The 24,172-nt window shown below is 60.7% G+C and carries 19 protein-coding genes; 13 read left to right on the forward strand and 6 right to left on the reverse strand.

What is annotated here, in order from left to right:
* Positions 1-115: 115 nt before the first annotated feature.
* The 5 genes from K1W69_RS04500 to K1W69_RS04520 all read left to right on the forward strand — a co-directional run bounded on the left by K1W69_RS04500 (position 116) and on the right by K1W69_RS04520 (position 5,196).
* Positions 116-949: a UDP-2,3-diacylglucosamine diphosphatase gene (locus tag K1W69_RS04500; protein ID WP_220227125.1), complete on the forward strand. Its 834-nt coding sequence runs from the start codon at positions 116-118 to the stop codon at positions 947-949.
* A 105-nt stretch (positions 950-1,054) separates the two neighbouring features.
* Positions 1,055-2,272 (forward strand): ABC transporter permease, encoded by a 1,218-nt coding sequence (locus tag K1W69_RS04505; protein ID WP_258570806.1) that lies wholly within the window; start codon positions 1,055-1,057, stop codon positions 2,270-2,272.
* A complete protein-coding gene (locus K1W69_RS04510; protein ID WP_220227126.1) occupies positions 2,272-3,096 on the forward strand; it encodes an ABC transporter ATP-binding protein in 825 nt (274 codons plus the stop codon). The genes K1W69_RS04505 and K1W69_RS04510 overlap by 1 nt, the downstream gene beginning before the upstream one ends.
* Positions 3,097-3,149: 53 nt before the next feature.
* Complete coding sequence (locus tag K1W69_RS04515) at positions 3,150-4,523, forward strand: MlaD family protein (protein ID WP_220227127.1); 1,374 nt, start codon at positions 3,150-3,152, stop codon at positions 4,521-4,523.
* A gap of 64 nt (positions 4,524-4,587) precedes the next feature.
* Positions 4,588-5,196 (forward strand): ABC-type transport auxiliary lipoprotein family protein, encoded by a 609-nt coding sequence (locus tag K1W69_RS04520; protein WP_220227128.1) that lies wholly within the window; start codon positions 4,588-4,590, stop codon positions 5,194-5,196.
* A gap of 78 nt (positions 5,197-5,274) precedes the next feature.
* Here K1W69_RS04520 and K1W69_RS04525 read toward each other — a convergent pair whose 3' ends face one another.
* Complete coding sequence (locus K1W69_RS04525) at positions 5,275-11,466, reverse strand: apolipoprotein A-IV repeat region-like domain-containing protein (RefSeq protein WP_220227129.1); 6,192 nt, start codon at positions 11,464-11,466, stop codon at positions 5,275-5,277.
* A gap of 404 nt (positions 11,467-11,870) precedes the next feature.
* Between K1W69_RS04525 and K1W69_RS04530 the strand changes: the two genes are divergently transcribed.
* The 5 genes from K1W69_RS04530 to folK all read left to right on the forward strand — a co-directional run bounded on the left by K1W69_RS04530 (position 11,871) and on the right by folK (position 14,631).
* Complete coding sequence (locus K1W69_RS04530; RefSeq protein WP_220227130.1) at positions 11,871-12,251, forward strand: Hpt domain-containing protein; 381 nt, start codon at positions 11,871-11,873, stop codon at positions 12,249-12,251.
* 247 nt (positions 12,252-12,498) lie between these two features.
* Positions 12,499-12,819, forward strand: coding sequence for a 2Fe-2S iron-sulfur cluster-binding protein (locus tag K1W69_RS04535; protein ID WP_220227131.1), 321 nt, complete (start codon positions 12,499-12,501; stop codon positions 12,817-12,819).
* Positions 12,820-12,861: 42 nt separating this feature from the next.
* The gene (folP, locus tag K1W69_RS04540) at positions 12,862-13,746 is read left to right on the forward strand and encodes a dihydropteroate synthase (protein WP_370688178.1); all 885 of its coding nucleotides are present in this window, start codon (positions 12,862-12,864) and stop codon (positions 13,744-13,746) included.
* Positions 13,743-14,114 carry a dihydroneopterin aldolase gene (folB, locus tag K1W69_RS04545; RefSeq protein ID WP_220227132.1) on the forward strand — a complete coding sequence of 124 codons (372 nt, stop codon included), beginning with the start codon at positions 13,743-13,745 and terminating at the stop codon, positions 14,112-14,114. The genes folP and folB overlap by 4 nt, the downstream gene beginning before the upstream one ends.
* Positions 14,101-14,631 (forward strand): 2-amino-4-hydroxy-6-hydroxymethyldihydropteridine diphosphokinase, encoded by a 531-nt coding sequence (folK, locus tag K1W69_RS04550; RefSeq protein WP_220227133.1) that lies wholly within the window; start codon positions 14,101-14,103, stop codon positions 14,629-14,631. Before folB ends, folK begins: the two co-directional genes overlap by 14 nt.
* A gap of 8 nt (positions 14,632-14,639) precedes the next feature.
* On the opposite strand, the gene K1W69_RS04555 is transcribed toward folK, so the two are convergent.
* The 4 genes from K1W69_RS04555 to K1W69_RS04570 all read right to left on the reverse strand — a co-directional run bounded on the left by K1W69_RS04555 (position 14,640) and on the right by K1W69_RS04570 (position 18,516).
* Positions 14,640-15,173 (reverse strand): hypothetical protein, encoded by a 534-nt coding sequence (locus tag K1W69_RS04555; protein WP_220227134.1) that lies wholly within the window; start codon positions 15,171-15,173, stop codon positions 14,640-14,642.
* Between the two features lie 130 nt (positions 15,174-15,303).
* Positions 15,304-16,392, reverse strand: a complete 1,089-nt coding sequence (locus K1W69_RS04560; protein ID WP_220227135.1) for a YcjF family protein — start codon at positions 16,390-16,392, stop codon at positions 15,304-15,306.
* Positions 16,389-17,861 carry a YcjX family GTP-binding protein gene (locus tag K1W69_RS04565; RefSeq protein WP_220227136.1) on the reverse strand — a complete coding sequence of 491 codons (1,473 nt, stop codon included), beginning with the start codon at positions 17,859-17,861 and terminating at the stop codon, positions 16,389-16,391. The genes K1W69_RS04560 and K1W69_RS04565 overlap by 4 nt, the downstream gene beginning before the upstream one ends.
* A gap of 115 nt (positions 17,862-17,976) precedes the next feature.
* Positions 17,977-18,516 (reverse strand): SixA phosphatase family protein, encoded by a 540-nt coding sequence (locus K1W69_RS04570; protein ID WP_220227137.1) that lies wholly within the window; start codon positions 18,514-18,516, stop codon positions 17,977-17,979.
* A gap of 394 nt (positions 18,517-18,910) precedes the next feature.
* Here K1W69_RS04570 and dksA point away from each other — a divergent pair, with 394 nt between their 5' ends.
* On the forward strand, positions 18,911-19,330 hold the full coding sequence (gene dksA, locus K1W69_RS04575; protein ID WP_220227138.1) for an RNA polymerase-binding protein DksA: 420 nt from the start codon (positions 18,911-18,913) through the stop codon (positions 19,328-19,330).
* A 30-nt stretch (positions 19,331-19,360) separates the two neighbouring features.
* Here dksA and K1W69_RS04580 read toward each other — a convergent pair whose 3' ends face one another.
* Complete coding sequence (locus tag K1W69_RS04580) at positions 19,361-20,494, reverse strand: flagellar biosynthetic protein FliO (protein ID WP_220227139.1); 1,134 nt, start codon at positions 20,492-20,494, stop codon at positions 19,361-19,363.
* Between the two features lie 317 nt (positions 20,495-20,811).
* On the opposite strand from K1W69_RS04580, the gene cckA reads away from it, so the two are divergent.
* Positions 20,812-23,433, forward strand: coding sequence for a cell cycle histidine kinase CckA (cckA, locus tag K1W69_RS04585; RefSeq protein ID WP_220227140.1), 2,622 nt, complete (start codon positions 20,812-20,814; stop codon positions 23,431-23,433).
* Between the two features lie 82 nt (positions 23,434-23,515).
* Positions 23,516-24,163 (forward strand): YiaD family glycine zipper/OmpA-like lipoprotein, encoded by a 648-nt coding sequence (locus K1W69_RS04590; RefSeq protein ID WP_220227141.1) that lies wholly within the window; start codon positions 23,516-23,518, stop codon positions 24,161-24,163.
* Positions 24,164-24,172 lie beyond the last annotated feature (9 nt).

Raw genomic sequence — 24,172 nt, forward strand, 5'->3', positions numbered from 1 at the left:
TACTGTGACTTTTTGTCGGATGCAGCTACGAATTCGTCCTTATCGAAGCCTTGTCATCTGATTGTGACACGACTCTGGTTAGCCAACCATCAACGGACATGCAATGGTGGCGCAGATGACGAAAGCTCCAAAGGCTCGGCAATTCAGGACCCTGTTCCTCTCCGATATTCATCTGGGCTCTCGCGCCGCCAAGGCGGACTGGTTGATCGATTTCCTTCGCCATCATCATGCCGACACGATCATTCTGGTGGGCGACATCGTCGATGGATGGCGCCTCAAACGCAACTGGTACTGGCCTCAGGACTGCAACAATGTAGTCCAGAAATTGTTGCGACAGGCCCGCAAGGGCACGCGGATCATTTACATTCCCGGCAATCACGACGAATTCCTGAGAGATTTCCCCGGAACCCATTTCGGCGGCATCGAGGTGGAGTTGACGACCATCCACGAAGCCGCTGACGGGCGTCGTTATCTCGTCATGCATGGCGACGAGTTTGACGTCGTGGTGCGCCATGCGCGCATGCTCGCCCATCTCGGCGACTGGGCCTACGACCTGGCGATCTTTGTCAACCGGCTCGTGAATTACGGCAGGCGCCGGCTGGGACTTCCCTATTGGTCCTTCTCCGCCTGGGCGAAGCTGCAGGTCAAGCAGGCGGTCAACTTCATTGGCGAGTTTCAGCGCGTTGTCGTCGAGGAAGCCAGAAAGCATGATGTCGACGGCGTTATCTGCGGTCATATCCACCACGCAGTCATCGAGGACATGGATGGTATTCGCTACATCAACACCGGCGACTGGGTTGAAAGCTGCACGGCGGTGGCGGAAGACTACGATGGCGAAATGCATCTTATCGAGTGGCGGCAGCCTGTCGCCCTGCCTGCCGACCTGAAGCGCCGCAAGGCATTGGACGCCGGCGAAGCCACTTCCGAAAAACCCGCCAAGGCTGCGTGATACTTCGGCAACGCCGGCGTCGATAACGGTCCCGATCCGGAATTCCGTTGGATTGTCATAGCGGTATGCGGTGACAGATGGTGATTTACTGTCTATGTAAAATCAATGTCCAGCCAGCAAGCTACAGAGTCGGTTGCCTCCGGCGCGGCAGGTTCGTCCGCCATCGCGGAAAAGGAACGTGTGGCGGCGCAGTTTGAAACCTCCGGTCCCGAAGACGGCAAGGTCGTCGTCAGGCTGTCGGGCGGCTGGACCGTTTTTGGCGTGTCCGGCATCGACGCTGCGATGCGCCAGCTCGGGCGCAACCTTGACGGCGTCGAAGTCACGATAGACTTGTCGGCCATCACGGCGTTCGACACGTCGGGCGCTCTCGTCATCGTGCGCCTGAAGGACCGGCTGGAATCACGCAGCAAGACGGTTGCCTACAAGGCGATCAGGCAGGATCGGCTTGTGCTTCTCGATGCGGTCGAGAAGGCGATGCACTCGGAATATGACGCCGACGATGCGCCGAAGCAGAAGGCCGGATTGCTGGAGAGGATCTTTGCTCCCGTCGGCGAGATGGCCTACGAGCTTTATAACGACTTTCTTGCGATGATGTTCATTCTGGGCTCGACGGTTTGGGGCGCCCGCATCCGAAGAAAGAAGTCCTCGGGCATCTCGTCCGCCGCGATCTTCAGCCAGATGGATCATGTCGGCGTTCGCGCCATTCCCATCATCACGCTCATGTCGTTCCTGATCGGCGGCATTATCGCCCAGCAGGGCGCTTTCCAGCTCAGATATTTCGGCGCCGAGATCTTCGTCGTTGATCTGGTCGGCATCCTTCAATTGCGCGAGATCGGCGTGCTTTTGACGGCAATCATGATCGCCGGCCGATCAGGCTCCGCAATCACCGCCGAAATTGGCTCGATGAAGATGCGCGAGGAGGTCGACGCCCTCAAGGTGATGGGCCTCAACCCCATCAGCGTCCTTGTTTTCCCGCGCCTCGTTGCGCTGACAATCATGTTGCCGCTGCTGACAATCACGGCGAATTTCTCGGCGCTGTTCGGCGCCTTGCTGACCACGTGGATCTACTCTGGCATCCAGCCGGAGACCTTCATCAACCGGTTGCGCGAGGCCATTGACTACACGTCCGTTGCCTCCGGAATGATCAAGGCGCCCTTCATGGCGCTTATCATCGGCATTGTTGCGTCGGTGGAAGGCCTCAAGGTCGAGGGCAGCGCGGAATCGCTTGGACGCCATGTCACGTCGGCTGTCGTCAAGGCGATCTTCGTGGTCATTCTCGTGGACGGCCTGTTTGCCATCTTCTACGGGGCGATTGATTTTTGATGTCCGTGACAGAGACGATAACAGATCCTCAAGATTCGACGCAGGAACGCCATCCGGATTTCGGCAAGGTCATTCTCGAGGCGCGGGGTATCAATGTCGCCTTTGGCTCGCACAAGGTGCTGGAGAACCTCGATCTCGATATCCGGCGCGGCGAGATACTTGGATTTGTCGGCGCTTCGGGTGCCGGAAAGTCGGTGCTGTTGCGCACGATCCTCCAGCTCACGTCAAGACAAGGCGGCGCCATTCGCATATTGGGCGTGGACTACGATGCTGCAACGCCCGCCCAGAAAACCCAGCTCGACATGAAGCTCGGCGTGCTCTTCCAGCAGGGCGCCCTGTTTTCTGCGCTCACGGTGCTTGAGAATATCCAGGTGCCGATGCGCGAATATCTGGAGCTGCCGCAGAAGCTCATGGACGAGCTGGCGTTGCTGAAGATCGAACTCGTCGGCCTGAGGCCGGAGGCGGCCTCGCTCTATCCCTCGGAACTCTCCGGCGGTATGATCAAGCGCGCGGGCCTCGCAAGAGCTCTGGCGCTTGATCCTGACCTTGTGTTTCTGGACGAGCCGACGTCGGGCCTCGATCCGATAAGCGCCGCCGAGTTCGACGAATTGATCGCGAAACTACGCGACACTCTCGGCTTGACCGTGTATATGGTGACCCACGATCTCGACAGCCTGTTCTCGGTATGTGACCGTATTGCGGTTCTCGGCAACAGGAAAATACTCGTCGAAGGCACGATAGAGGACATGCTGGCGTGCGAAGACCCCTGGGTCAGGTCCTATTTCCACGGGAAAAGAGCCCGTTCTATTGTGCCGCAGAACTAGACCTTTAGTGTAGCTGCGAGAATCACCCGGAAAGGAATGACGGGAACGCGATTATGGAGACAAAAGCCAACTATACCATCGTCGGTATTGTCATCATCCTCATCATTACCGCCGGTTTTCTGGGCGTTTACTGGATGGCCACCGCCAACAACCAGGGCGAGACGGCCCGGCTGGAAGTCCGCATTCCGGGTTCGGCGAGCGGCCTGTCGGTCGGCGCGCCGGTTCTGTTCAACGGCATTCGCGTCGGTTCGGTGCGGTCTCTGACGATTGACGGCGTTGATCCCAACTACGTGCTCGCCATGACGGAAGTGCGCGCCACCGCGCCGGTTTACGCTTCCACCAAGGCGGTGCTCGGCATCCAGGGGCTGACCGGCTCTGCGCATATCGAGCTCAGCGGCGGCAACACCAGCGACCTCAATATTCTCGAGGAAGCCGTCGAGAAGGGCAGTTACGCGGTTCTGACAGCCGATGAATCCAGCGTTACCAACCTTCTTGCAACCGCCGACGCAATCCTGCAGCGGGTCAACAAGGCCGTCGTCGGCATCGAGGAATTTGTCACGACCGCGAAAGGCCCGCTGACGCAGACCGTGCAGAACGCCGAAAAATTCTCCGAAGCGCTTGCAGCCAATTCCGGCGGCGTCGACAGTTTCCTAAAAAACGTCTCGTCGTTATCCAAAACGCTTGAGGGCGTTTCCGGCAAGCTGGAGGGTCTGGTCACGCGCGCCGAGGCGATTGTCGGCGCCGTAGAGCCTGCAAAAGTCTCCGAGATCGTTCAGAATGTCGAGACCGTCAGCAAGAACATTTCGGACGCATCCGGTGATTTCAAGCCGATGATCGAGGAGTTCAAGACGGCGGCCACAAATATCGCCGAGCTCAGCCAGAACGCCGAATCCGCAGTCTCAAAGGTTGAGGGACTGCTCAATTCGGTTGACACCGAAAAGGTGCAGGAAGTCGTCGACAATATCACGGCCGCCAGCGCCCAGGCCCGCGAGGGCATCGCCAACCTGACCATGGTGTCGGAGACGATCGGTGATCGAAACCAGGAAATCGGGCAGATCATCGAGAATACCGATCAATTGACCGCCCGTCTGAACGATGCCGCACTGCAGGTCCAGACGACGCTCAACAAGCTTAACGGCGTCATTGACGGCGCAGATGGTCAGGGTCTGGTGGCCGAAGCGAAGGATACGTTGAAATCCTTCCAGGACGTCGCCAACAAGATCAACGCGCAGATCGGTCCGATCATGAGCAATGTCGACCGGTTCTCGAATTCCGGTCTCAAGGATATCGAGGCGCTGATCAACGAGGCGCGCCGTTCGGTCGCCCGGATCGAGAGAGCTGTCGCGCAGATAGGGGAAGATCCGCAGAGTCTGATTTTCGGTGGATCGGGAAGCGTAAAACAATATGATGGGCGGCGTCGTCGTTGACAAAGCAGAGTTCAGGTCCAAGAGTTCGTAAATCCTGCATGGATGGCAGGGACGAGGGGTATTCGTGAAGAGTTGTAGTCAATCCGGACTGGCCGTAGCTGTCCTGCTGGCTGGCGCTGCATTTTTGAGTGGATGCGGCGGCGGACCATTTGCTCCAAAGCCCGACACCTACGAATTAACGGGCATCCCGACAGTCAAGGGACCGTCCTCGAGAAACCGTCAGATCGTCGTAACCGATCCGGCCGCGCTGAAGTCTCTGGACGGCGCCAATATTGTCGTGCGGACTTCGCCCGAGGCGATCCAGTATCTCGCCAGGTCGCAGTGGAATGACAATCTGCCTGCGATCATTCAGCAACGGCTGGTTACGGCGTTCGAGGACAGCGGGCGCCTGGGCGGCGTGGCGAAACCCGGCGACAGCATCGCCGTCGACTATCTCGTTTCACCGACGATCCGCGCCTTCGAGGTGGTCGCCAGCGACAACGGCGACACCGCCGTGGTCGAGATTTCCGTTCGCATTGTCAATGATCGCAACGGCGTGGTGCGGGCGCAAAAGGTCTTCCAGGCGACTGCGCCTGTCTATGGATCCGAAAATATCGATTTCATACGCGCGCTCGACGAGGCCAATGGCCAGGTCGTCACCGACATCGTCGCCTGGACGCTGAAGATCGTCTGATCGCGTTGTAAGGTTTTACAAACGACAAAGGCCGGCTCGCGAGAGCCGGCCTTTCCATTTTGAGTATTTGTGTGTCGCTTATTTCAGCCTGCCGCTGGCGTGGGCGAGCATCGTATAGACCTTGCCCGTATCCGAAGTCAGATAGGTCTGGGCCACGGACTTGTCCCGATTGTTTGCGGAGACATCGGCCAGCAGTTTCTCGAAGTCGGAGATGTAGTGATCCACGGCGCTGCGGAACTCCGGTTCCTGACCGTATTTCTTCTTGATGTCTTCGAAAGTCTTCTGACCCTTCAGCGTGTACAGGCGGCGGGTGAAGATGTCCCTTTCGCCGGCCTGGTAACGGCGCCACAGCTCCACAGAGGCGTCGTGGTCGATGGCGCGCGCGATATCGACCGACAGAGAGTTCAGGGACTCGACCACCTGGCGCGGATTGCGGGAACGGCTGCTGTTGGCGGACTGCGCATTGGAGTTGGATGCGCGCTGTTCGCCGCCGTTGTCGCCGTCCTCGCGCGATGCGCCGCGCAGCAGGTCCTTGACCCAGCCTTCACCGAAAGACTTGCGCGATGCATTGCCGGCGTCAGCCTTCGGCTTGGAGCCGCCGCTGTCCATCACGCCGAGGCCGCCGCGCAGGCTCGATGTGGTGGTTGGCGTCGGGCGCTTGGCCGGCTCGACAAGCCGTGCGGTCGTGGCGCCGGTCGTTCCTGTGCCCTGCGCGGCTGCAGCCGGCTGCGGGGCAGGGGCGGCCTGAGCCTGCACGGGTTCGGCGACAACCGCCGCTGCTGCTGCGACAGGACGTGCGCCCGGGCCGGAATGCTCGAACAGGCCGGATGACTGGTCGACGATGTTCGCAAGGTCCTTGAGAGCCTTGATCTGGTCGGCGACCGCCTGACGCATGGCCGCCGTGCTTTCGCGTGTTTCCTCAGGCAGGTCGAACACGCCGCGCTTGATTTCCGAGCGTGTGGTGTTCAGTTCCTCGCGGATGTCGCCGGCGGCGCGACGGATTTCTTCCGTTGCTCCGTTGAAGCGCGATACGGCTTCTTCGACGGCTTCCTTGATCGCCTGCTTCATGTTCTGCGACGCGTTCGTCGAGCGCGTTTCGGTCTCGGAAAGCAGTTCGCTCAGCTCCTTCATGGAGGAAGACAGGCTGCCGGAAAGCTGCTTGGCCGTGCTGTCGGCCTTTTCGGAGGCCTTGCCGAACGCATCCTGGACGATGCCTTCCAGCGACCGCATGGTCACGCCGATTTCCTCGGAGCGCTCGACCAGGCCCTTCGACAGGCTGTCGAGAGCTTCGCGGCGTTCGTCGAGCGTGTTGGCGAGGCTCGACTGCGCGGCGCCAAGCAAGTCGGACGCGGTCGAAAGCACCTTCGAATGATCGGAGAAGCTTTCGGCGATTTCGCCGATCCGGCCGAGCGTCGAACCGGAAATGCCGTCGAGCTTGGCGAGGTTGCTTTCAAGCAACTGCGCCGAACTCGAGATCGTTTCCGCCGAGTTGGTGGCCGACGAGTTGAACTTTTCGGTGGTTTCGACCAGCCGGCTGTCGACGCTGGCGAGAGTGGTTGCAGCGTTTTCGATAAGATTGGAGATCGACGTGTTGCTCTCTCCCAGCTGTTCGATCAGGCTGATGACGTCCGACCGCAGACTTGCGCCTGCGCGTTCGATCGCAGCCAGCGTCTCGCCCGTGCGGGAGGAGAGGGCGCTGACCAGCGCGGAACTCTGCGCCTGCAACTGATCGGTGCTCGACAGGGTGATCTGCTCGATCTCCGCTGCGATTTCCTTGCCGCTTTCGAGATAGCGATCGATCAGCGGACGGGCCTTCTGCTCGATAATGTTCGACAGCTCCGTGGAGCGGCCGGCGAGCATCGAGTTGAGTTCGCGGGTCTGCTCGTCGAGCACCGTCTTGATCGACTCGTTGCGCGCGGCGATCGCCTGTTCGCTGTTCTCAAGCTGCGTAGCGAAATTCGTCGCCTGCTGGCCGATCTTTTCTTCGGCGTTCATGGCGGCGCTGGTGATCGATTCTGCAGCGCCCAGGAAACTGTTCTCGCTGTCGACCAGCCGGGTGGAGAGGTCGGCAAGCTGGTTGGTCCAGGATTCCGAACGTTCCGACAGACGGCTGTCGATAGCGTCGGAATAGCTTGCGGCTGCGGCGCTGAGCTGGCTTGCGAACTGTTCGCCAAGACCCTGCAGCGACTGCGCGGAGCGCAACGCTTCGGAGTCGAACTGGTTGACAGTTTCGGAAACCGTGTCGCGCAGCGTCGTTGCAAGATTGCGCGCCTGTTCCTCGATCATCGAATTGACGTTCTGCATGCCGGTGCTGAGCGCGCTGTCCATTGTGCCCAGGCGGTGCTCCATGTTCGACATCTGGTCTTCGACGGACTGGTTCATCCGGCCGATATTCGCTTCGAACACGGTGTCCAGCGCCTTGACGCCCTGGTCGATACGGCCCGAAAGCTCTTCCGTTTCCTTCGAAAGCGTATCGTAGATGGCGCCCGAGCCGCCGCTCAGAAGCGCATCGATGCGGGCGGCGTTGGTTTCCAGCGTGTTTGCCAGCTGTTCGGTGTTGCCGACGACGGAATTCGAAATCGTTTCCGAATGATCGCGCAAGATGCCGTCGATACGCTCTGCGTTGGAGCCGAGGGTGACCGCCAGCGCATGCGTATTGTCGGTGACAGCCCTTTCGACAGCCGATGCGCCGTCGCGCAACAGGGTTTCCAGACGGTCGGTGTTCGAGCCCAGCGTATTGGCGATGGACTGGGTGCCTTCCGTGGAAGCGTTGGTGATGATGGCTTCGCCTTCGCGGATCAGCGCGGCCATGCGCTCCGTATTGGAGCTCAGAGTGGTTTCCAGATCGCTGGAGCTGGATTTCGCCGCCTCGTTGATGGCCGACGTGCCTGACGTGATGAGGCCTTCCAGGCGATCGGCGGATGCGCCCATTGTGCGCTCGAGCGCGGTGGCTCCCTGTTCCGCCGCCTGGTTGATGCCGGACGTGCCGGTGCTGATCAGGCTTTCGAGCCGGTCCGCAGACGAGCTGAGAGTCCGCTCGAGAGCCCCGTTGCTCTGTTCCGCCGCTTCGCTGATGGACGCGGATCCGGAAGTGATCAGTTCTTCCAGTCGCGCTGACGAGGAGCTCAACGTCTGTTCCAGTTCCGAAGCGCTCTGCTGGGCGGTAAGGCTGATGGACGAGGTTCCCGAAGCGATAAGATTTTCCAGGCGATCCGAGGATGCGCCGAGGGTCTGTTCGATCGCACCCACGCTTTGTTCTGTCGTGTGCCGGATCGACGATGTGCCGGTGCTGATCAGATCCTCAAGGCGTTGTGTCGAAGAACCGAAGGTGCTTTCGATCGCACCCACGCTTTGTTCGATCGCACCCACGCTCTGTTCTGTTGTGTGCCGGATCGACGATGTGCCGGTGCTGATCAGTTCCTCAAGGCGTTGTGTCGAAGAGCCGAAGGTGCTTTCGATCGCGCCCGCGCCCTGTTCGGCCGCCTGGTTCAGCGTGGACGCCCCGTTGTTGATCAGCCCCTCGAGCCTGTCGGTAGAGGCGCTGATGCTCTCGCTGAAGCTGCTTGTACCCTGCTCAACGGCGCGGTTTAGCGTCGATGCGCCGGTGTTTATCAGGCCTTCGAGCCTGTCGTTAGAGGCGCTGATGCTCTCGCTGAAGCTGCTTGTACCCTGCTCAACGGCGCGGTTCAGCGTCGATGCGCCGGTGTTTATCAGACCTTCGAGCCTGTCGGTAGAGGCGCTGATGCTCTCGCTGAAGCTGCTTGTTCCCTGCTCAACGGCGCGGTTTAGCGTCGATGCGCCGGTGTTTATCAGACCTTCGAGCCTGTCAGTGGATGCCCCGATGCTCTCGCTGAAGCTGGCGGTTCCCTGTTTCACGGCCTGTCCAAGGGAGATCGTGCCGTTGTCGATCAGGTCCTTAAGGCGTTCCGCGTTGCCGCTGAGCGTTGTTTCCAGCTTCTGGGAACTCTCGGTGGTGGCGTTGTTGATCGCCGCCGTTCCAAAGCTGATAAGGCCTTCCAGCCGTTCAGTATTCGCCAAAAGCGTCGATTCCAGTTCGCGGTTGCCGCTGGTGGAGGCTTCGCTCAGATCCGACACGCCGCGGCCGATGAGGCTTGCGAAATTGTCGGCGCTCTCTTCCAGCTTGGAGGCAAGCGCGTCCGTCTGGCCGCTGACGGCGCCGGATATGGTCGCCGCGCCGTCCTTGAGCAGGATGTCCACGCGCTCGGAGGTGTCGGACAGAGCGCGTTCGACCGCGCCGACCTTTTCCTCGATCTTGTTTGTGATGTCCTGGCTGCTCCGGGACAGATTGTGCTCGAGTTCCTGCGAACGCTGGGTAAGCGACTCGTCGAGTTGACGTGCGCGCTGGTCAAGAGATCCGTCGATCTGACGTGTGTGCCGGTCCAGGGATTCGTCGATCTGGCTCGTTCTCTGGCTCAGGGAATCGTCAAGATGGCGGGTGCGCTGGTCCATGGACTCGGCGATCTGCTGGGCGTTTGTGCTCAGGATTGAGTCGATGGAGCCGCTGGTGTGCGACAACGTATCGTTGATCGCGACAAGGCTTTCGCCCAGCTTGTCGGCGAGTGTTCCGCTGCGCTGGTCGAAAGCGGAGGTGAACTGCTTGACCCGATCGTCGAACGCGGAGTTGAGCTGGGAAATGGTTCCCTGCAGCCGGTCTTCGAAGAAGCCGGACCGGGTGTCCAGGTCGTTCATCGCGTCTTCGGTATGCTGCTGCAGGCTCTGCCTGAAGTTCACGGCCTTTTCGTCGAGACGCTGGTTCAGCGTGTCGATAACGCCGCCAAGACCTGCGGAAAAGGCCTTCTCGCCGGTGCTCACGCTTTCGGTGATGTCGCGGGTGCGGGCAAGCAGCGTTTCGTTGAGCTGGCGCGCCCGCTCGTTCAGTATCGTGTTGAGCTTCTTCGTGTTGTTGTCGATCGAGGAAGCGCGGGTTTCGAACTCACTGAGAAGCTGCTGCCCGTATTCCGAAATCGATCCATGAAGGACTTCAAGGCGACTGTCGAATTCCTCGGCCAGCGTACGACCGGAGTTTCCGAACGCCAGCATCAGCGCTTCAAGGCGTTTCTGCAGGAGTTCGGCGACATTCTCGGAGAGCTCCTCCGCCTGTGTCGAAAGCTGGGTCGTCCTTGTGTCGACAAGCGCTGCGGCCGCCTTGCCGGACGTCGAGATCTTGTTGGAGATATCGTCGCCCGCCGAGTTCAGTTCCTCGCGCAACTGTTCGTGCGCCTTGACGATGCGCGCGCGGACGCGCTCGGAATGCGCGATGATGGCTTCACGCTCGTTGCCGAGGCCTTCGACGAGGTTGCGGATCCGCACCTCGTTGTCCGAGTAGCTCTGTTCCAGGGCGCTGATTTCCGAATGAACCAGCGTTTCCAGTTCGGAGGCGCGCGCGATGGTCCGCTCGATGCCGTCATTCATCGCCGATACTTCGCGGCGGATCGCCTGGCCGACGCTGGTGATGTTGTCGGCCGCGATGTTTTCGGGTTCGGAGAGACGCAGCGCCAGTTCCGTCATGGAACGCGCAACGGAACGCATTTCCTGGGCGCGCGCGATCATCATCCCGAAGCCGACGATCATCATCGCCGGCAGAATGATCGTTGCGATCGCGCCGAGAATGTCCGGATTGGCGGACAGATTGGCGAATGTGGAGAAACTCCAGATGCGCGATCCGTAGACCATGCCTGTCAGAACAAAGCCTGCGACAAGCCAGATGCCGGCGGCGACATAGGCGGTGATCCGCGTTGATCGGCCGGAATTGCTGTCCAGGGATTTCAGAATGTAGGCTGTCGATCGGCGGCTGTCGTCATTGGCCGGTGCAAAAGCCGGGCCGGATTTGCGTCCCGAACCGGCCTGCGTTCTCTGGTTCTGCTGGCCGGAGGCGCGTTTTGTGTCCGGAACGGAATTGGCGACGTCCTGCGGCGTCGCCCGCTGGACGCGGCGTGATTCCGGACGGTCCTGCTGGTCGCGGGAAGCGGGTGGGCGTTCGCGCTCGCGGCGTGCAACGGGGCGAGCAGGCCGCTTGGCGGGCGTCGCCTTTTTGGAGCCGCCGGCTTCATCCGGTTCATTGCCGGCTTCCGCCAGTTCGGCGGCCGCCGAGGCGACCTGGGCCTCCAGGTCTTCCATCGACAGTTCCAAGTCTGTGTCACTGTCGGCGTTCGCCGTGTTACCTTCGTCAATGTCGACGTCGCGCAGTGCGTCTTCAAGCGCTTTCAGCGCGTTTTCATCGACCGACTTCCGAGCGTTCTGCTTTACCATCCCAATGCCTCGTACTCTAAACCTACCGCCATGGCTTGCGACGGTGCAGGGCGCAATGCCTTTTGCCGTCGCTTAATCGGGTGTGCACATATGACAATTCTGTGTCTATGTTCAGTCTGTCTAAAACCCGGCTGACCGTCCCATAACGGCAGCCGGCGCTACCCCGTTTTTTCTTTGTGACACAGATATTTGCCACTGACAAACTCTATAAGGTGAATAAGGAACGATGTCGCGTGATGATTCGTTTCAGGCTTTCGCAATGATTAAAAAAATTTGCGCCATTTCCGGCCTTTACCTTCGATTAACCATGTTTACAGTTTTTTACCGAATTCCCGGCACATTTAAGGCCTTACCGAGACTTGTGCGCTCCACTGTCAATGTGGGAACGGGAAAGGATCAATTTCATGGCAATCCATCATCGTCCGGAAGAACCGCCGGAACTGCTTCACCGTGTCTGTCCATCTAGCGGCCGCCCCATCGATCTCGTGCATCTGGCGCGCCATACGATGGGCGACAAGGACATGGAGGCGCATATGCTCGGCCTCTTTGCCCGCCAGGCGCGTTTGTGCGTCAACCAGTTGTGCGGCTCGGCGATCAAGATCAGGAAAGCCGACAGGGTCAAGGTCGTCCATACGCTCAAATGCTCGGCGACCAGCGTCGGCGCTTTCGGCGTGTCGAAGGTCGCAGAGAGCCTGGAGCACAATCCAAACGACGGCTTTCTGCGCGAAGCGCTCGCAGACGCCGTCATCGACGTCGAAAACTTCATATCGGGTCTGTCCCGCTGAAGCGACTGTCCTTGCGCAGCACCGGCAAGGCTGCGTGACCGATCCGCGCCACTGAAGCTGCGGCGTTTCGGGCAGGCGCCTGTTCGCCATCCAGCGAGCCGGTTGTCAAACTCCTCCGCCTGCGCTCGATCGGGTCAAAACCATGTTGCTTTTGGCCATGGAACCCGCGTTTCCCGCAACAATACTTGACTTTCCCGACCGTCTATTTCACTTCGCTCTTTAACAGGAGCATGGAGCTTATCGATTTATGACGAAACTGACATTCGTATCCTCCGAAGGCGTGCGTTACGATGTTGACGCGGAAGACGGGACATCGGTCATGGAAAACGCGGTGCGCAACGGCGTACCCGGCATCGAGGCGGAATGTGGCGGCGCATGCGCCTGTGCGACCTGTCACGTCTATGTGGATGACGAATGGACGGAAAAGGTTGGCGGACCCGATGTCATGGAAGAGGACATGCTGGATTTCGCATTCGAGATGAAGCCCAGTTCCCGGCTTTCATGCCAGATCAGGGTGTCGTCGGAGCTCGACGGGCTTGTCTTGCATGTCCCGGAGCGACAGGCCTGATCCACTCCCGCTACCGGCTCCGTTGCTGGCGAGGCGACCGGCGTGACCATACCAACCCTGCGTGAAGCTGTAGCAACCGCGTTTAGGCCGCGCATCTGGAGGCTCGCGCATGGCCGAACCCTGACGGTCGGTCCCCGCGGTCTGCTGATGGCGATCATCAATGTAACGCCGGATTCGTTTTCTGACGGCGGTCGTTTCGACAACGTCGCAGAAGCGGTTGACGCAGCCGGAAACGCGCTGGCGCTGGGCGCGACGATTATAGACATCGGCGGTGAATCCACGCGCCCCGGAGGCGAAACGGTCGATGCGGGCACGGAACAGGCGCGCGTCTTGCCGGTCATCGAGGCGATCGCGGCTGAAAGCGAGGCGATCATCTCGGTGGACACCTATCGCGCCGAGACAGCCCGCCTTGCCGTCGATGGCGGCGCCCACATCGTCAATGACGTTTGGGGCCTCCAGAAAGACCGGGGCATCGCAAGCGTCGCCGCCGACACCGGCGCCGGCGTTTGCATCATGCATACCGGACGGGGACGCGAGAAGCTCGATGACGTCGTCGACGATCAGTTCTGGTTTCTGCGTCGTTCGCTCGAAGTCGCGCGTGATGCGGGGATCGACGATACGGCCATTGTGCTTGATCCGGGGTTTGGCTTCGCAAAGAACCCGGACGAGAACATGCAATTGATCGCGCGTTTCCCGGAGTTGCATGATATCGGTTTTCCGCTGCTGGTTGGCGCGTCCCGAAAAAGATTTCTCGGCGCTGTCACCGGCCGGGAAACCGCCGGGGATCGCGATATCGCCACTGCGGCGACCACCGCGCTGCTGCGGATGCAGGGAGCCGCCATTTTCCGTGTCCATGACGTCGCCGCGAGCCGCGACGCACTGAGTGTCGCTGACGCCGTGCTCTTGGCTTCAAATTTGGAAGATTGATTATGCTCTATACGATTACCCTGAAAAACTGCGCGTTCTTTGCCCGTCACGGACTGTTTGAAAGCGAAGAAAACCTCGGGCAGCGTTTTTTCGTCGACATCGTTTTGAATGTGGAAGCAAGCACGGCCCTGACGCAGGATGATGAATCGGATGTTGTCGACTACGGCGCCGTCTACGCTTCGGTGACGCGGATCGTGACGAGCGAGCGTTTCCGTCTGATCGAGGCGCTGGCCTGGCGCATCGGTTCGGTGTTGTGTGAGGAATTTGCAGCCGTGCGTCATGCCCGCATCACGGTAAGAAAACCGAGCGTGCCCATAGAAGGCGTGCTGGATTACGCCGAGGTGACGGTCGATCATGACGCCGAGTGACGGCGATCGATCAGGTTCCCGCGCAGCACTGGGGCTCGGCGGAAATGTCGGCGACCCACTGCGGGCGATGGCCGAAGCCTTGAAGACCCTCGATGCAGATCCATCGATCGAGATCGAAGCGGTTTCCCGCCTTTACCGAACGCCGCCCTGGGGTCCGGTGGCGCAAGACTGGTTCCTGAATTGCTGTGCTGTGGTCCGCACGACAATGGAGCCGTTGCAGTTGCTGGAAAAGTGCAAGGACATCGAACAGGCGCTCAAACGACAGCGGACGATTCGCTGGGGACCGCGCACTATCGATATCGATATCCTCACCTTCGACGATCTGTCTCTGGAGAACGAACGGCTGACGATACCGCACCCGCGCATGCACGATCGCGGCTTCGTCCTCCTTCCGCTTGCTGAAATCGCAGGCGACATTCAGGTGAGGGGGAGAACGGTGTCAGGCTGGTCGCAGGAATGCGACAAGGAAGGAATTGATGTCGCCAGTGAGAACGGAGACTGGTGGCGGAGTTCTTAATGTCCCGGTTAACGCCGGTCCATTCTCAGTGAACCGACCTTGCTGTTGCGCGACAGCGTGATGCCGATCACCGGCACGAGCGTGCCCTGAACCTCGACCGAAACGGTAACGTTCATCTGGTTCTGGTCGGTGAGATGGGCGACCATTGCGCCGTCCAGCTTGGCGCGATTGAGGCCGACGACAATCTTGTTGCCGGAAATCTTGCCCGAAACAATGTCCAGACCCTTTCCGTCGCCGCCATCCATGAAGGAGCCGGAATATCTGCCGCGGTCGCTGTTGATGGAGGCGGACATTTTCTGAGTGAACATGCCGACCCTGCATTTGCCGTCGAGCAGCAGGCCAACCTTAGCGGTCTCTGACGGGCCGCCTTCGAAATCACAGACGAATTTGGTGCCCTTGTACTTGCCGGCGACAATTTCGCCGGGGCCGCGCCACTTTCCGGCGACGGACTGAAAGAAGGCGCTGTCGCTGGCCATCGCAATGGTGGAACCCGTCAACCCGATGGCGAAGGCGCCGGCAGCAATGACACTTCTATAGAACATTTTCCTTGCCCCCGGGAGGATCCAGACTCGTCAACCAGAGCATACAATCGTCCGGAATGGTTAATGACGCGTTGATAGACGCCTTTGATGATAGCAGAAAAACAGGGCGCTTGGAAATATTCGCCGTTTTTCAGCTCTGCTTGTCGGTTGATGAACGGCTTCCGGCGGCCTGACGGGTCAGATCGGCGAGAAAATCGCCAATGCCTGGCCGCTTGACCGCGTGAAAGCGCATGGGGCGGCACAGATCCATGGCCGCGATGCCAATCCGGGCGGTCAGCAAACCGTTGATGACGCCTTCGCCCAGTCGCGCCGACAGCCGCGACGCCACGCCATGACCCACGACCTGCTGAACGAGGCTGTCGCCGACCGCGATCGATCCGGTGACCGCCAAATGTCCCACAACGTCGCGCGACAGCCGCAGCAGTCCGAGAGTGCCGGGACGCGCGCCGTAGAGATAGGCGAGCGTCCGGATCAGTCGAATGGATTCAAACAGCACGTAGCCGACGTCGACAAGCGCGCGAGGGCTGATGGCGGTTACGATCGACACGCGCTTGGACGCAGCCAGGATCATGGCGCGCGCCTCTCTGTCGATTGGCCCGAGAAGTTCGCTCTCGGCGAGCTCCATCAGATACGGCGCATCGATGATGTCGTCATCAAGTTCCTTCAGGCGTTCACGGCTGCGGGCGGTTTCCGGCCGTTTTTCGAAGGTTCCGATCAGCCCTTTGAGCACGGCGCGGGCCTTGGCGGGACGGGGGTCTGCGCGCGCCGCTTCCGCGTCCTGGCGCAAACGGTGCACCGAATTCAGCCTCGCGATCGCCAACGCTTCCCGCAGCACAATCATTGCAAGCGAGAACAGGCCAATCACGGTGAGGCCCGTCGCCACCCATCCGAGCCATTCGGCGCGTTCGAAGAGCGCGCGGATCAGATTGTCGATCCACAGGGCCAGGGCCAGGGAAAACAGCAGTCCAAAAGCCGACAGCGCAGTCTTGCGGAAAGACCAGCGGCGTTCCGGCGTCTTCGCCGGTTCAGGCGTCAGACTGTCTACGGCGTCGGCGTCGATTGCATCCGGATCCTCGTTCAGAAACGGGTCTTCCATCTCGTCGACAATGGCGACTTCGTAGGACGACGGAGCGCGTCCCCGTTCCTTTGTCTTCGCCTCCGCCGGTTCGTCTTCGGCGATCCGGTAGGCCGCGGGCTTTCGCGCAGATTCCCTGGTCATGCGAGTAGGTCTCCAAGCAGGAATTCAAGCGCACGGTCGAGGCGAATATGGGGCAGGGACAGTGTGAGGCCTTCCGCCGTGGTCTCCAGCTTCGGCGGCCGGAAGCGCACGAAATTGATGTGAGGCCTGTCCGCGTCATCTTTTGATTCAAGCGCTTGAAAGAATGATTCCGGATCTTCCGGCAAGTCTCCGGGAAATATGCCGGTTTTGGTGTTTCCGTCGAAGGTCTCGCCGGCGATCTTTTCTCCTTTCAAAGGCGCGCCGACGATCAGCGGCAGGTTCTCGCCAGCCTCCTTGACGCTTGCTTCACGCGTCGCCCTGACGGCCGCCAGCGCCAGGACTTCTGTCGTAACCCTTGCGCCTTGCGTCCGGGCGAGCGCCCGGTCGACCAGTCGTCCGGCTATGTTTTGCAGGCGGTCATGGCTTTCGTGATGGAGGTGGTCGGCCTTTGTGGCGCCGACCAGAAGGCGGTCGATGCGGCGGGTGAACAGCGACGTCAGGATGTTCGACGACCCGTGGCGGAAACAGGCGAGGATGTCGGTCAGCGCGCGCTCGAGATCCTGCACCGCCTCCGGTCCGGCGTTCATCGCCTGCAATGCGTCGATCAGCAGGATCTGGCGGTCGAGCCGAGCAAAGTGATCCCGGAAAAACGGCCGCACGACGATCCGCTTGTAGGCCTCGTAGCGGTGCTCCATCATGTGCCACAGGCTGCCTGCCGGCGCGCTGCCGACGGGCAGATCGGGCAGGGGGGCGAAAGTCAGCGCCGGCGAACCCTCAAGGTCGCCCGGCATGAGAAGACGTCCCGGCGGAAGTGTGGAGAGCGCGCGTTCGTCGCTCTTGCAGGCCTTGAGGTATTGCGAAAACAGGTCTGACAGTTCACGGGCAAGGGTCTCGTCGGCCGCCGCCTTCACGTCGATTGCGCGGGATCTGGAAATCCAAGCTTCGGCAAGGTCCGCGCGCGCAGGAGACGCGGCGAGCCTGACTGCGTTCTCGCTGAATGTCCGGTAATCCTGCTCGAGCAGCGGCAGGTCCAGCAACCACTCACCCGGATAGTCGATAATGTCGACGGACAGCTTGCCTGCGGAGAAAAGGCGGTTCCAGCCGCTGGCCGATTCATAATTGATCGTGAGCCGCATTTCGGAAATCGCGCGGGTTGATTGCGGCCAGATCCGCTCCTTGATCAGCGCTTCGGCGTGATCCTCGTACTGGAAACGGGGCACGGCGTCGTCGGGCTGCGGCTCGAGCCGCGCCGAGGAAATGCGGCCTGAGCGGTAGGCCTTGAACATCGGAAGGCGTCCGCCATGCAGCAGGTTATGCACCAGCGCTGTGATGAACACTGTCTTGCCGGCCCGCGACAACCCGGTCACCCCAAGGCGCACGGTCGGACGCATCATGGTTCCGGCGCGATCGACAATGTTGTCGAAGGATATCTGGGCTTCGTCGGTGAAGCGGGAAAGCATAGAGGCCAATGCAAGGCTCCGTCTCGGTTGTCCCCCATATAGATACTGTCTTGATTGGATTGAAGCATTTGCCTGCGGGAAATCGCGCAGCGTCGCGCGCAGGCATGGCTGTTCCAGGCGGAGATCAGTGGTTTGTCAGCTTCGAGGCTTTCTTCGGAGACAGCAGTTCGCTCAGACGCCCGCCGTTTTCCGCATTCGCTTCCGACCGGTTCGTTTCGAAAATGGCGAGCCCGGCGGTGGGGAAGCCTTTTTGCAATCGGCGCGCGGCTTTTTCGTCGGCTGTGAATGCGAGGGCGATCGCCGTGTCCTCGATCATCGGATTGTGCCCGATGATCATGACGCTCTGCGCCCGGCTGTCCGCAATCTGCTTGATGTAGTGATGGTAGTCGTTGCTGTAGAGGCTTTCCAGCAGGCGAATGTCGGTGTCCGGCGGCAGAGCGGAGGATATGATGTCGCAGGTCTGGTTGCAGCGCACGGCGCTGGAGCATAGCACAAGTTCCGGCGCGATGCCGCGTTCGCGGATCACGGAGGCTATTACAGAAGCGTCGGCTTCGCCGCGTTGGTCGAGCGGGCGGTCGAAATCGCGTAGTCCCGGCCGCGCCCAGGCCGCATGGGCGTGGCGCAGAAGATAGACTGTCTTCGGGAAACGGATTGCGTCATTCATGGATATTCGGCACGGCTTGTTCGCGGATCAGACGCGACTGTATTGGCAAATTCGGCGCGAAACAACAATTGCCGGGCTTCGTTCCCCGACGGTGCGCCAATTGGTCCTTGTGCCCTGCACAAATGCGGCGCGACGCCTTGAGGACGACGTTCAGACGCTGCGTAGGGGGCGCCCGACTGCGCGTGAGCAGGCCGTGATGTCTCAAAGCTTGGTCGTTAACATCGTTAGCTGTTTGAAAATATGATAATTCTGTGACAAAAAGATCAATGATTGTAGTTAGTTAATCCAATTTCTATATTTCACGAAAAACTGAATGCCGATTGCTTTTACTGCTTGTCTGAACCGGGCTGTGTGGATATACACGGGCCAAAAAGTCACCAGTTGGGGATTCGTAATGAATGATACGGCAGAAATCGATTCATATGTCCCGTCGGATGACGAGGAGTTCATGAACGAAAAGCAGCGGACTTACTTCCGCGCCAAACTGAACACCTGGAAGAACGAGATACTGAGGGAAGCCCGCGAAACTCTGGGCAACCTGCAGGAAGACAGCGCAAACCATCCCGACATCGCCGACCGCGCTTCGTCCGAGACCGACCGCGCCATCGAGTTGCGCGCTCGTGACCGGCAGCGCAAGCTGATTTCCAAGATCGACGCCGCCTTGCAGCGCATCGAGGACGGCACTTACGGCTATTGCGAGGAAACCGGCGAACCGATCAGCCTGAAGCGCCTCGACGCTCGTCCCATCGCCACGCTTTCTATCGAGGCGCAGGAGCGTCACGAGAGACGCGAGAAGGTTTACCGGGACGAATAAAGCGCTGCCTCGAAAGGCAGCCTTTCAAGATCAACGCTTGGTGGACAGGTCGCCAAGCAGTTTCTTCATCTCGTCTTCAAGAGAGGCGTTCGGGTTGGACGCGCTCTTGCTGTCGGCGTCGGCGACGACCGGAGGCTCGACCGTTATCGGTTCGTCCTTGATCAGCTCCGATTCCAGCATTTCGTCGAATTCGCCGATCAGTTCCCTGGCTTTCGACGGACCTGCGGCGTCGATGCTTTCCGCGCCAGCCTCGGGAGCCTTGTCCTGGTTGGCGGCGCTCGCTTCCTGCTTATCGCTGGCCGGTTCGACGGCGGGCGCTTCCGATTTCTTATCCTTCGATTGATCTTGGGCGGGTTTCCTTTCCGCCTTGGCCTCGGCGGCTACGGGAATGACCACGGCGCCCGGTGCGGGCGGCGCCGGCGTGGCCGAAGCAGGTTTGTCCATGTCCGGCTTGCCTGGACCCGGAACGGGCTGAACGACGTTCTGCGCCGGTGATTTCGACGGTTTCTCCGCGGCTGCAGGTTCAGTCGTCGCGTTCGCCTTTCCTGCGGCCTGCTTTCTTGTGGTCGGGGTGACAACCGGTGCGCGCGCGCGGCGGGGCTCCGGCGCTGGCGCCGGGACTGGCTCAATCGCCTTCGGCGGCGCGGCGGGTTTCGCCTCCTGCACAGGCCGTGGCGGCTGCGGCGCCGGCTTTTGATCGTTGGCGGCGGTCGCGGGGCGCGTCGTCTTTTCCGGCGTCGCTTCAGGCGCTGGCGCCGGAGCCGGCGGTTGCGGAGCAGGAACCGGCGCCGGCACGGGAACAGGCGCTGGCTTGCGGTCTTCGACCGGCGCGGCGCGGGCTGGCTGCGCTGGTTTTTTCGCAACGCGCGTGTTGTCGGCGCGGACAATCCGGCTTTCCACGACGATGTCCGAGGGACCGCCGATCATGACCAGATGTTCGACATTGTCGCGACGCACCAGAACAAGACGGCGGCGGGAGTCGATTGGCGCTGCGTCGATCACTGCGAGACGCGGCTGGCGGTTGGCGCCGCCGCGCAGAAAGGTCATCGGACCGCGGCGCTTAACAATCCAGTAGATCAGCAACAGAACCACAACCACTGCAGCGGCGATAACAGCGATGCCGGCCGTCGTGGGGCCGCTTTCCCCGAACAATGATTCGATCATACTCTTCATTCCGCAATTTTCCCCAGCGCACGCCGGAGGCGCGCGCGTCACAACCCTCCGGACACGTGGCGCGCGAGGCTTACATCCCACACACTGCGCCGTCAATTCTATTGTATCACAGGAGGGTTGTAGGGAGTTAACGCGCCCGGAAATATTTGAAAGAGCATGATTTGACGCGGTAAATACCTTTAATGTCGACTCCAGCCGGGCAAGATTACAGCTTGTTGTGGCTTTCAGGCGCCGATCCCTTCCCATGCCCGCTGGAATGTGATTCAAACGGGAACGATTTACGGAATCACCTTCTTCTGCGAGGCCGAATGGCGCAAAAGAAACCGGCGGGGAGCTATCCGACACCGATTATCGACCGGAATGCAAAGCCCGGAACGGTGGTCCGCCTCGTCATTCTGGGCATAGCCCTCATCGCGGCGGCCGGCGCGATCATCCTGGTCGAGGGGCGTTTCAGCTCCAGCTTCGGCCTCGGGCTGCTCTTCGTCCTGTCGATGCTCGGCGTCCTCTATCTGCTTTTGCATTTCATCGGTTTTCTGCAGGTTCTGCCGAAAGGCGGCGGCGACGAACTCTCGCGCCTGTTCCTCGATAGTCATCCGGAAGGCGTGATCATCACCGACGGCCGGGGCAGGGTGGTCTACGCCAACCAGGCCTACGCGAAACTGACGGGAGCGACGACGGCCGAAACAGTGCAGTCGATCGAGGCGCTTCTGTCGCGCGACAACATGGCTTCGGAAGCGCTCTACCGGCTCGCCAACACGGTTCGCGACGGCGCGGGAGGGCAGGAGGAGTTCCGGCTGATCGAGCGGTTGGACGGCGTCGAGACCGACGAAGCCTCTCCGTGCTGGTATCGTCTCAAGGCGCGTCCGCTGCGAATGGAGACGGTCCGCGAGCCTCTCTCCGTCTGGCAACTGTCCGACATCACGGCCGAGCGCGAGGAGCAGGAAAACGTCTTCAAGCAGCTGCAGCACGCGATCGACTATCTCGACCACGCGCCTGCCGGCTTCCTGTCGGTCGGCGAGGATCGGGAGATCGTCTATATCAACGCGACCCTTGCGGAGTGGATAGGGCTCGACTTGACTTCCTTCACGCCGGGGTCGATCCGGCTCAGCGATATCATCGCGGGCGATGGAATGGCGCTGATCGATTCCGTGCAGGCCGCGCCCGGCCTCAACAAGACCGCCAGCCTCGACCTCGACATGCTGGCGCGCGATGGCCGCAGCCTTCCCGTGCGCCTCGTTCACAACGCCACGGCGACCCGCGACGGCGCGCCCGGCGAAAGCCGCACTATTGTCCTGCAGCGCAGCGGCAAGGACGGCGACAGCGACACCGCGGCGTCCGCCGAAATGCGCTTTACCCGCTTCTTCAACAACACGCCGATGGCGATCGCCTCGGTCGATAGCGACGGGCGCATTCTGCGCACCAATGCGCCTTTCCTGAAAATGTTCTCGGGCGCGGTCTCCCGCGACGATCTCGAACGCAAGGCGCCCTTCACGCAGGTCGTCCAGGAGCCGGACCGCGCCGGGCTGCAGATGGCCATCGCGGATGCGGCGCGCGGCCTCGCGGACATCGCGCCCGTCGACACCTGCCACGCCGCCAACGGCGAACGGCATTTCCGTTTCTACGTCACAGCCGTGATCGACAGTCCGGCCGGCGAGGAAGCGGCCATCATATACGCCGTGGAGACCACCGAGCAGAAAGCGCTCGAGGCCCAGATGGCCGAAAACCAGAAGATGAACGCCGTCGGCACGCTCGCCGGCGGCATCGCGCATGATTTCAACAATGTGCTGACCGCGATCCTTCTGTCTGCCGATCATCTGCTTTTGTCTCTGCGCCCGTCCGACACCAGCTTCGCCGATCTGATGGAGATCAAGCGCAACGCGAATCGCGCGGCCGTGCTGGTTCGGCAGTTGCTCGCCTTCTCGCGCAAGCAGACGATGCGGCCAACGGTTCTGTCGATGACCGATGTGATCGGCGACCTGAGAATGCTGATCGACCGGCTGACCGGCGCCGACGTCAAGCTCGAAATCGAGTACGGCCGCGATCTCTGGCTTGTGAAGACCGATCTCGGACAGTTCGAGCAGGTGATCATCAATCTCGCCGTCAATGCCCGCGACGCCATGCCCGAAGGCGGCGTTCTGACTGTCAGAACCGCAAACGTGGACAGCGAAGAGGCCGGAAATCTCAACTATCGCGGGCTCGAAGCGGCTGACTATGTGTTGGTCGAGGTGCAGGACGAGGGCACTGGCATCGCGCCCGAACTCATGGACAAGATCTTTGAACCCTTCTTCACCACCAAGGATATCGGCAAGGGAACCGGCCTTGGCCTGTCCATGGTCTACGGGATCATCAAGCAGTCGGGCGGCTACATCTACCCGATCTCCGAACTGGGCAAGGGCACCACGTTCCGCATATTCCTCCCGCGCCATGTCGAGATTGTGGAGGAAGTTGAGCCGGCAAAGGTCGAAACCGGCGCAAAGGCGTCCGATCCTGCGTCCGGCGACACGAAGTCGGGGGACGACATGGTCAAGAAGCCGGCGGCGTCCGAACCGCGGGATCTGACAGGCGCCGCAACCGTGCTGCTTGTCGAGGACGAAGAGGCCGTGCGCCGCGGCGGCAAGCGCATGCTGGAAACAAGGGGTTACTCCGTGCACGAGGCGAGTTCGGGCGTCGAGGCGCTGGAGATCGTCCGCGAACTCGAAGGCGCGATCGATATCGTGGTGTCCGACGTCGTCATGCCGGAAATGGACGGACCAACCTTGCTGCGCGAATTGCGGAAGGATTACCCGGAGCTCAAATTCATTTTCGTTTCCGGATACGCCGAGGAAGCCTTCGCCAAAAACCTTCCCGAAGACGCTAATTTCGGCTTCCTTCCGAAGCCTTTCTCGCTCAAACAGCTCGCGACTGCGGTTCGCGAGGTGCTTGACGACTGACCTGCGTTTTTATCCACAATCGTGCCGCAATGTTGGTATTGAAGCCGACTCCGGCGTTACATTCACGAGAGGGAATATTCCAATGTATAAGCAACTGGCCGCCCTGGTCGCAGGCGCGCTGTTTCTGACCGCGTGCACGACCGATCCGTACACCGGTCAACAGAAGGTCGGCAATACCGCGACGGGCGCGGCGCTTGGCGCGGCAGCAGGCGCTGGACTCGGGCTTCTGGCAGGCGGCAACGACCGCCGCAACGCGCTGGTGGGCGCTGGCATCGGCTTGCTCGCCGGCGGCGCGATCGGCGCCTATATGGACCGTCAGGAAGCCGAACTGCGGGCGCAGTTGCAGGGCACCGGCATTTCGGTGACCCGCGTCGGCAACAATCTCGTGCTCAACATGCCGTCCAACATTACCTTCGCGACCGATCAGGCGAATATCGACACCGGTTTCTATCCGACGCTCAATTCCGTGGCGATCGTATTGAACAAGTACAATCAGACGCTTGTCGACGTTTACGGATTTACTGATTCAACCGGTTCGGCGCAGTACAATCTTGAGCTTTCGCAGCGCCGCGCGCAGTCGGTCGCAAGCTATCTCGGCGGCCAGGGCGTCAACCGACAGCGCATGTACGTCACCGGCTTCGGCCAGGAACGTCCGGTTGCGAGCAACGCGACCGCCGAAGGTCGCGCGCAGAACCGCCGCGTCGAAATCCAGATCGCTCCGCTGAGTTAAGTCTCTTTG

Origin of the sequence: Flavimaribacter sediminis, from assembly GCF_019492055.1 — a bacterium.
GTDB lineage: Bacteria > Pseudomonadota > Alphaproteobacteria > Rhizobiales > Rhizobiaceae > Flavimaribacter > Flavimaribacter sediminis.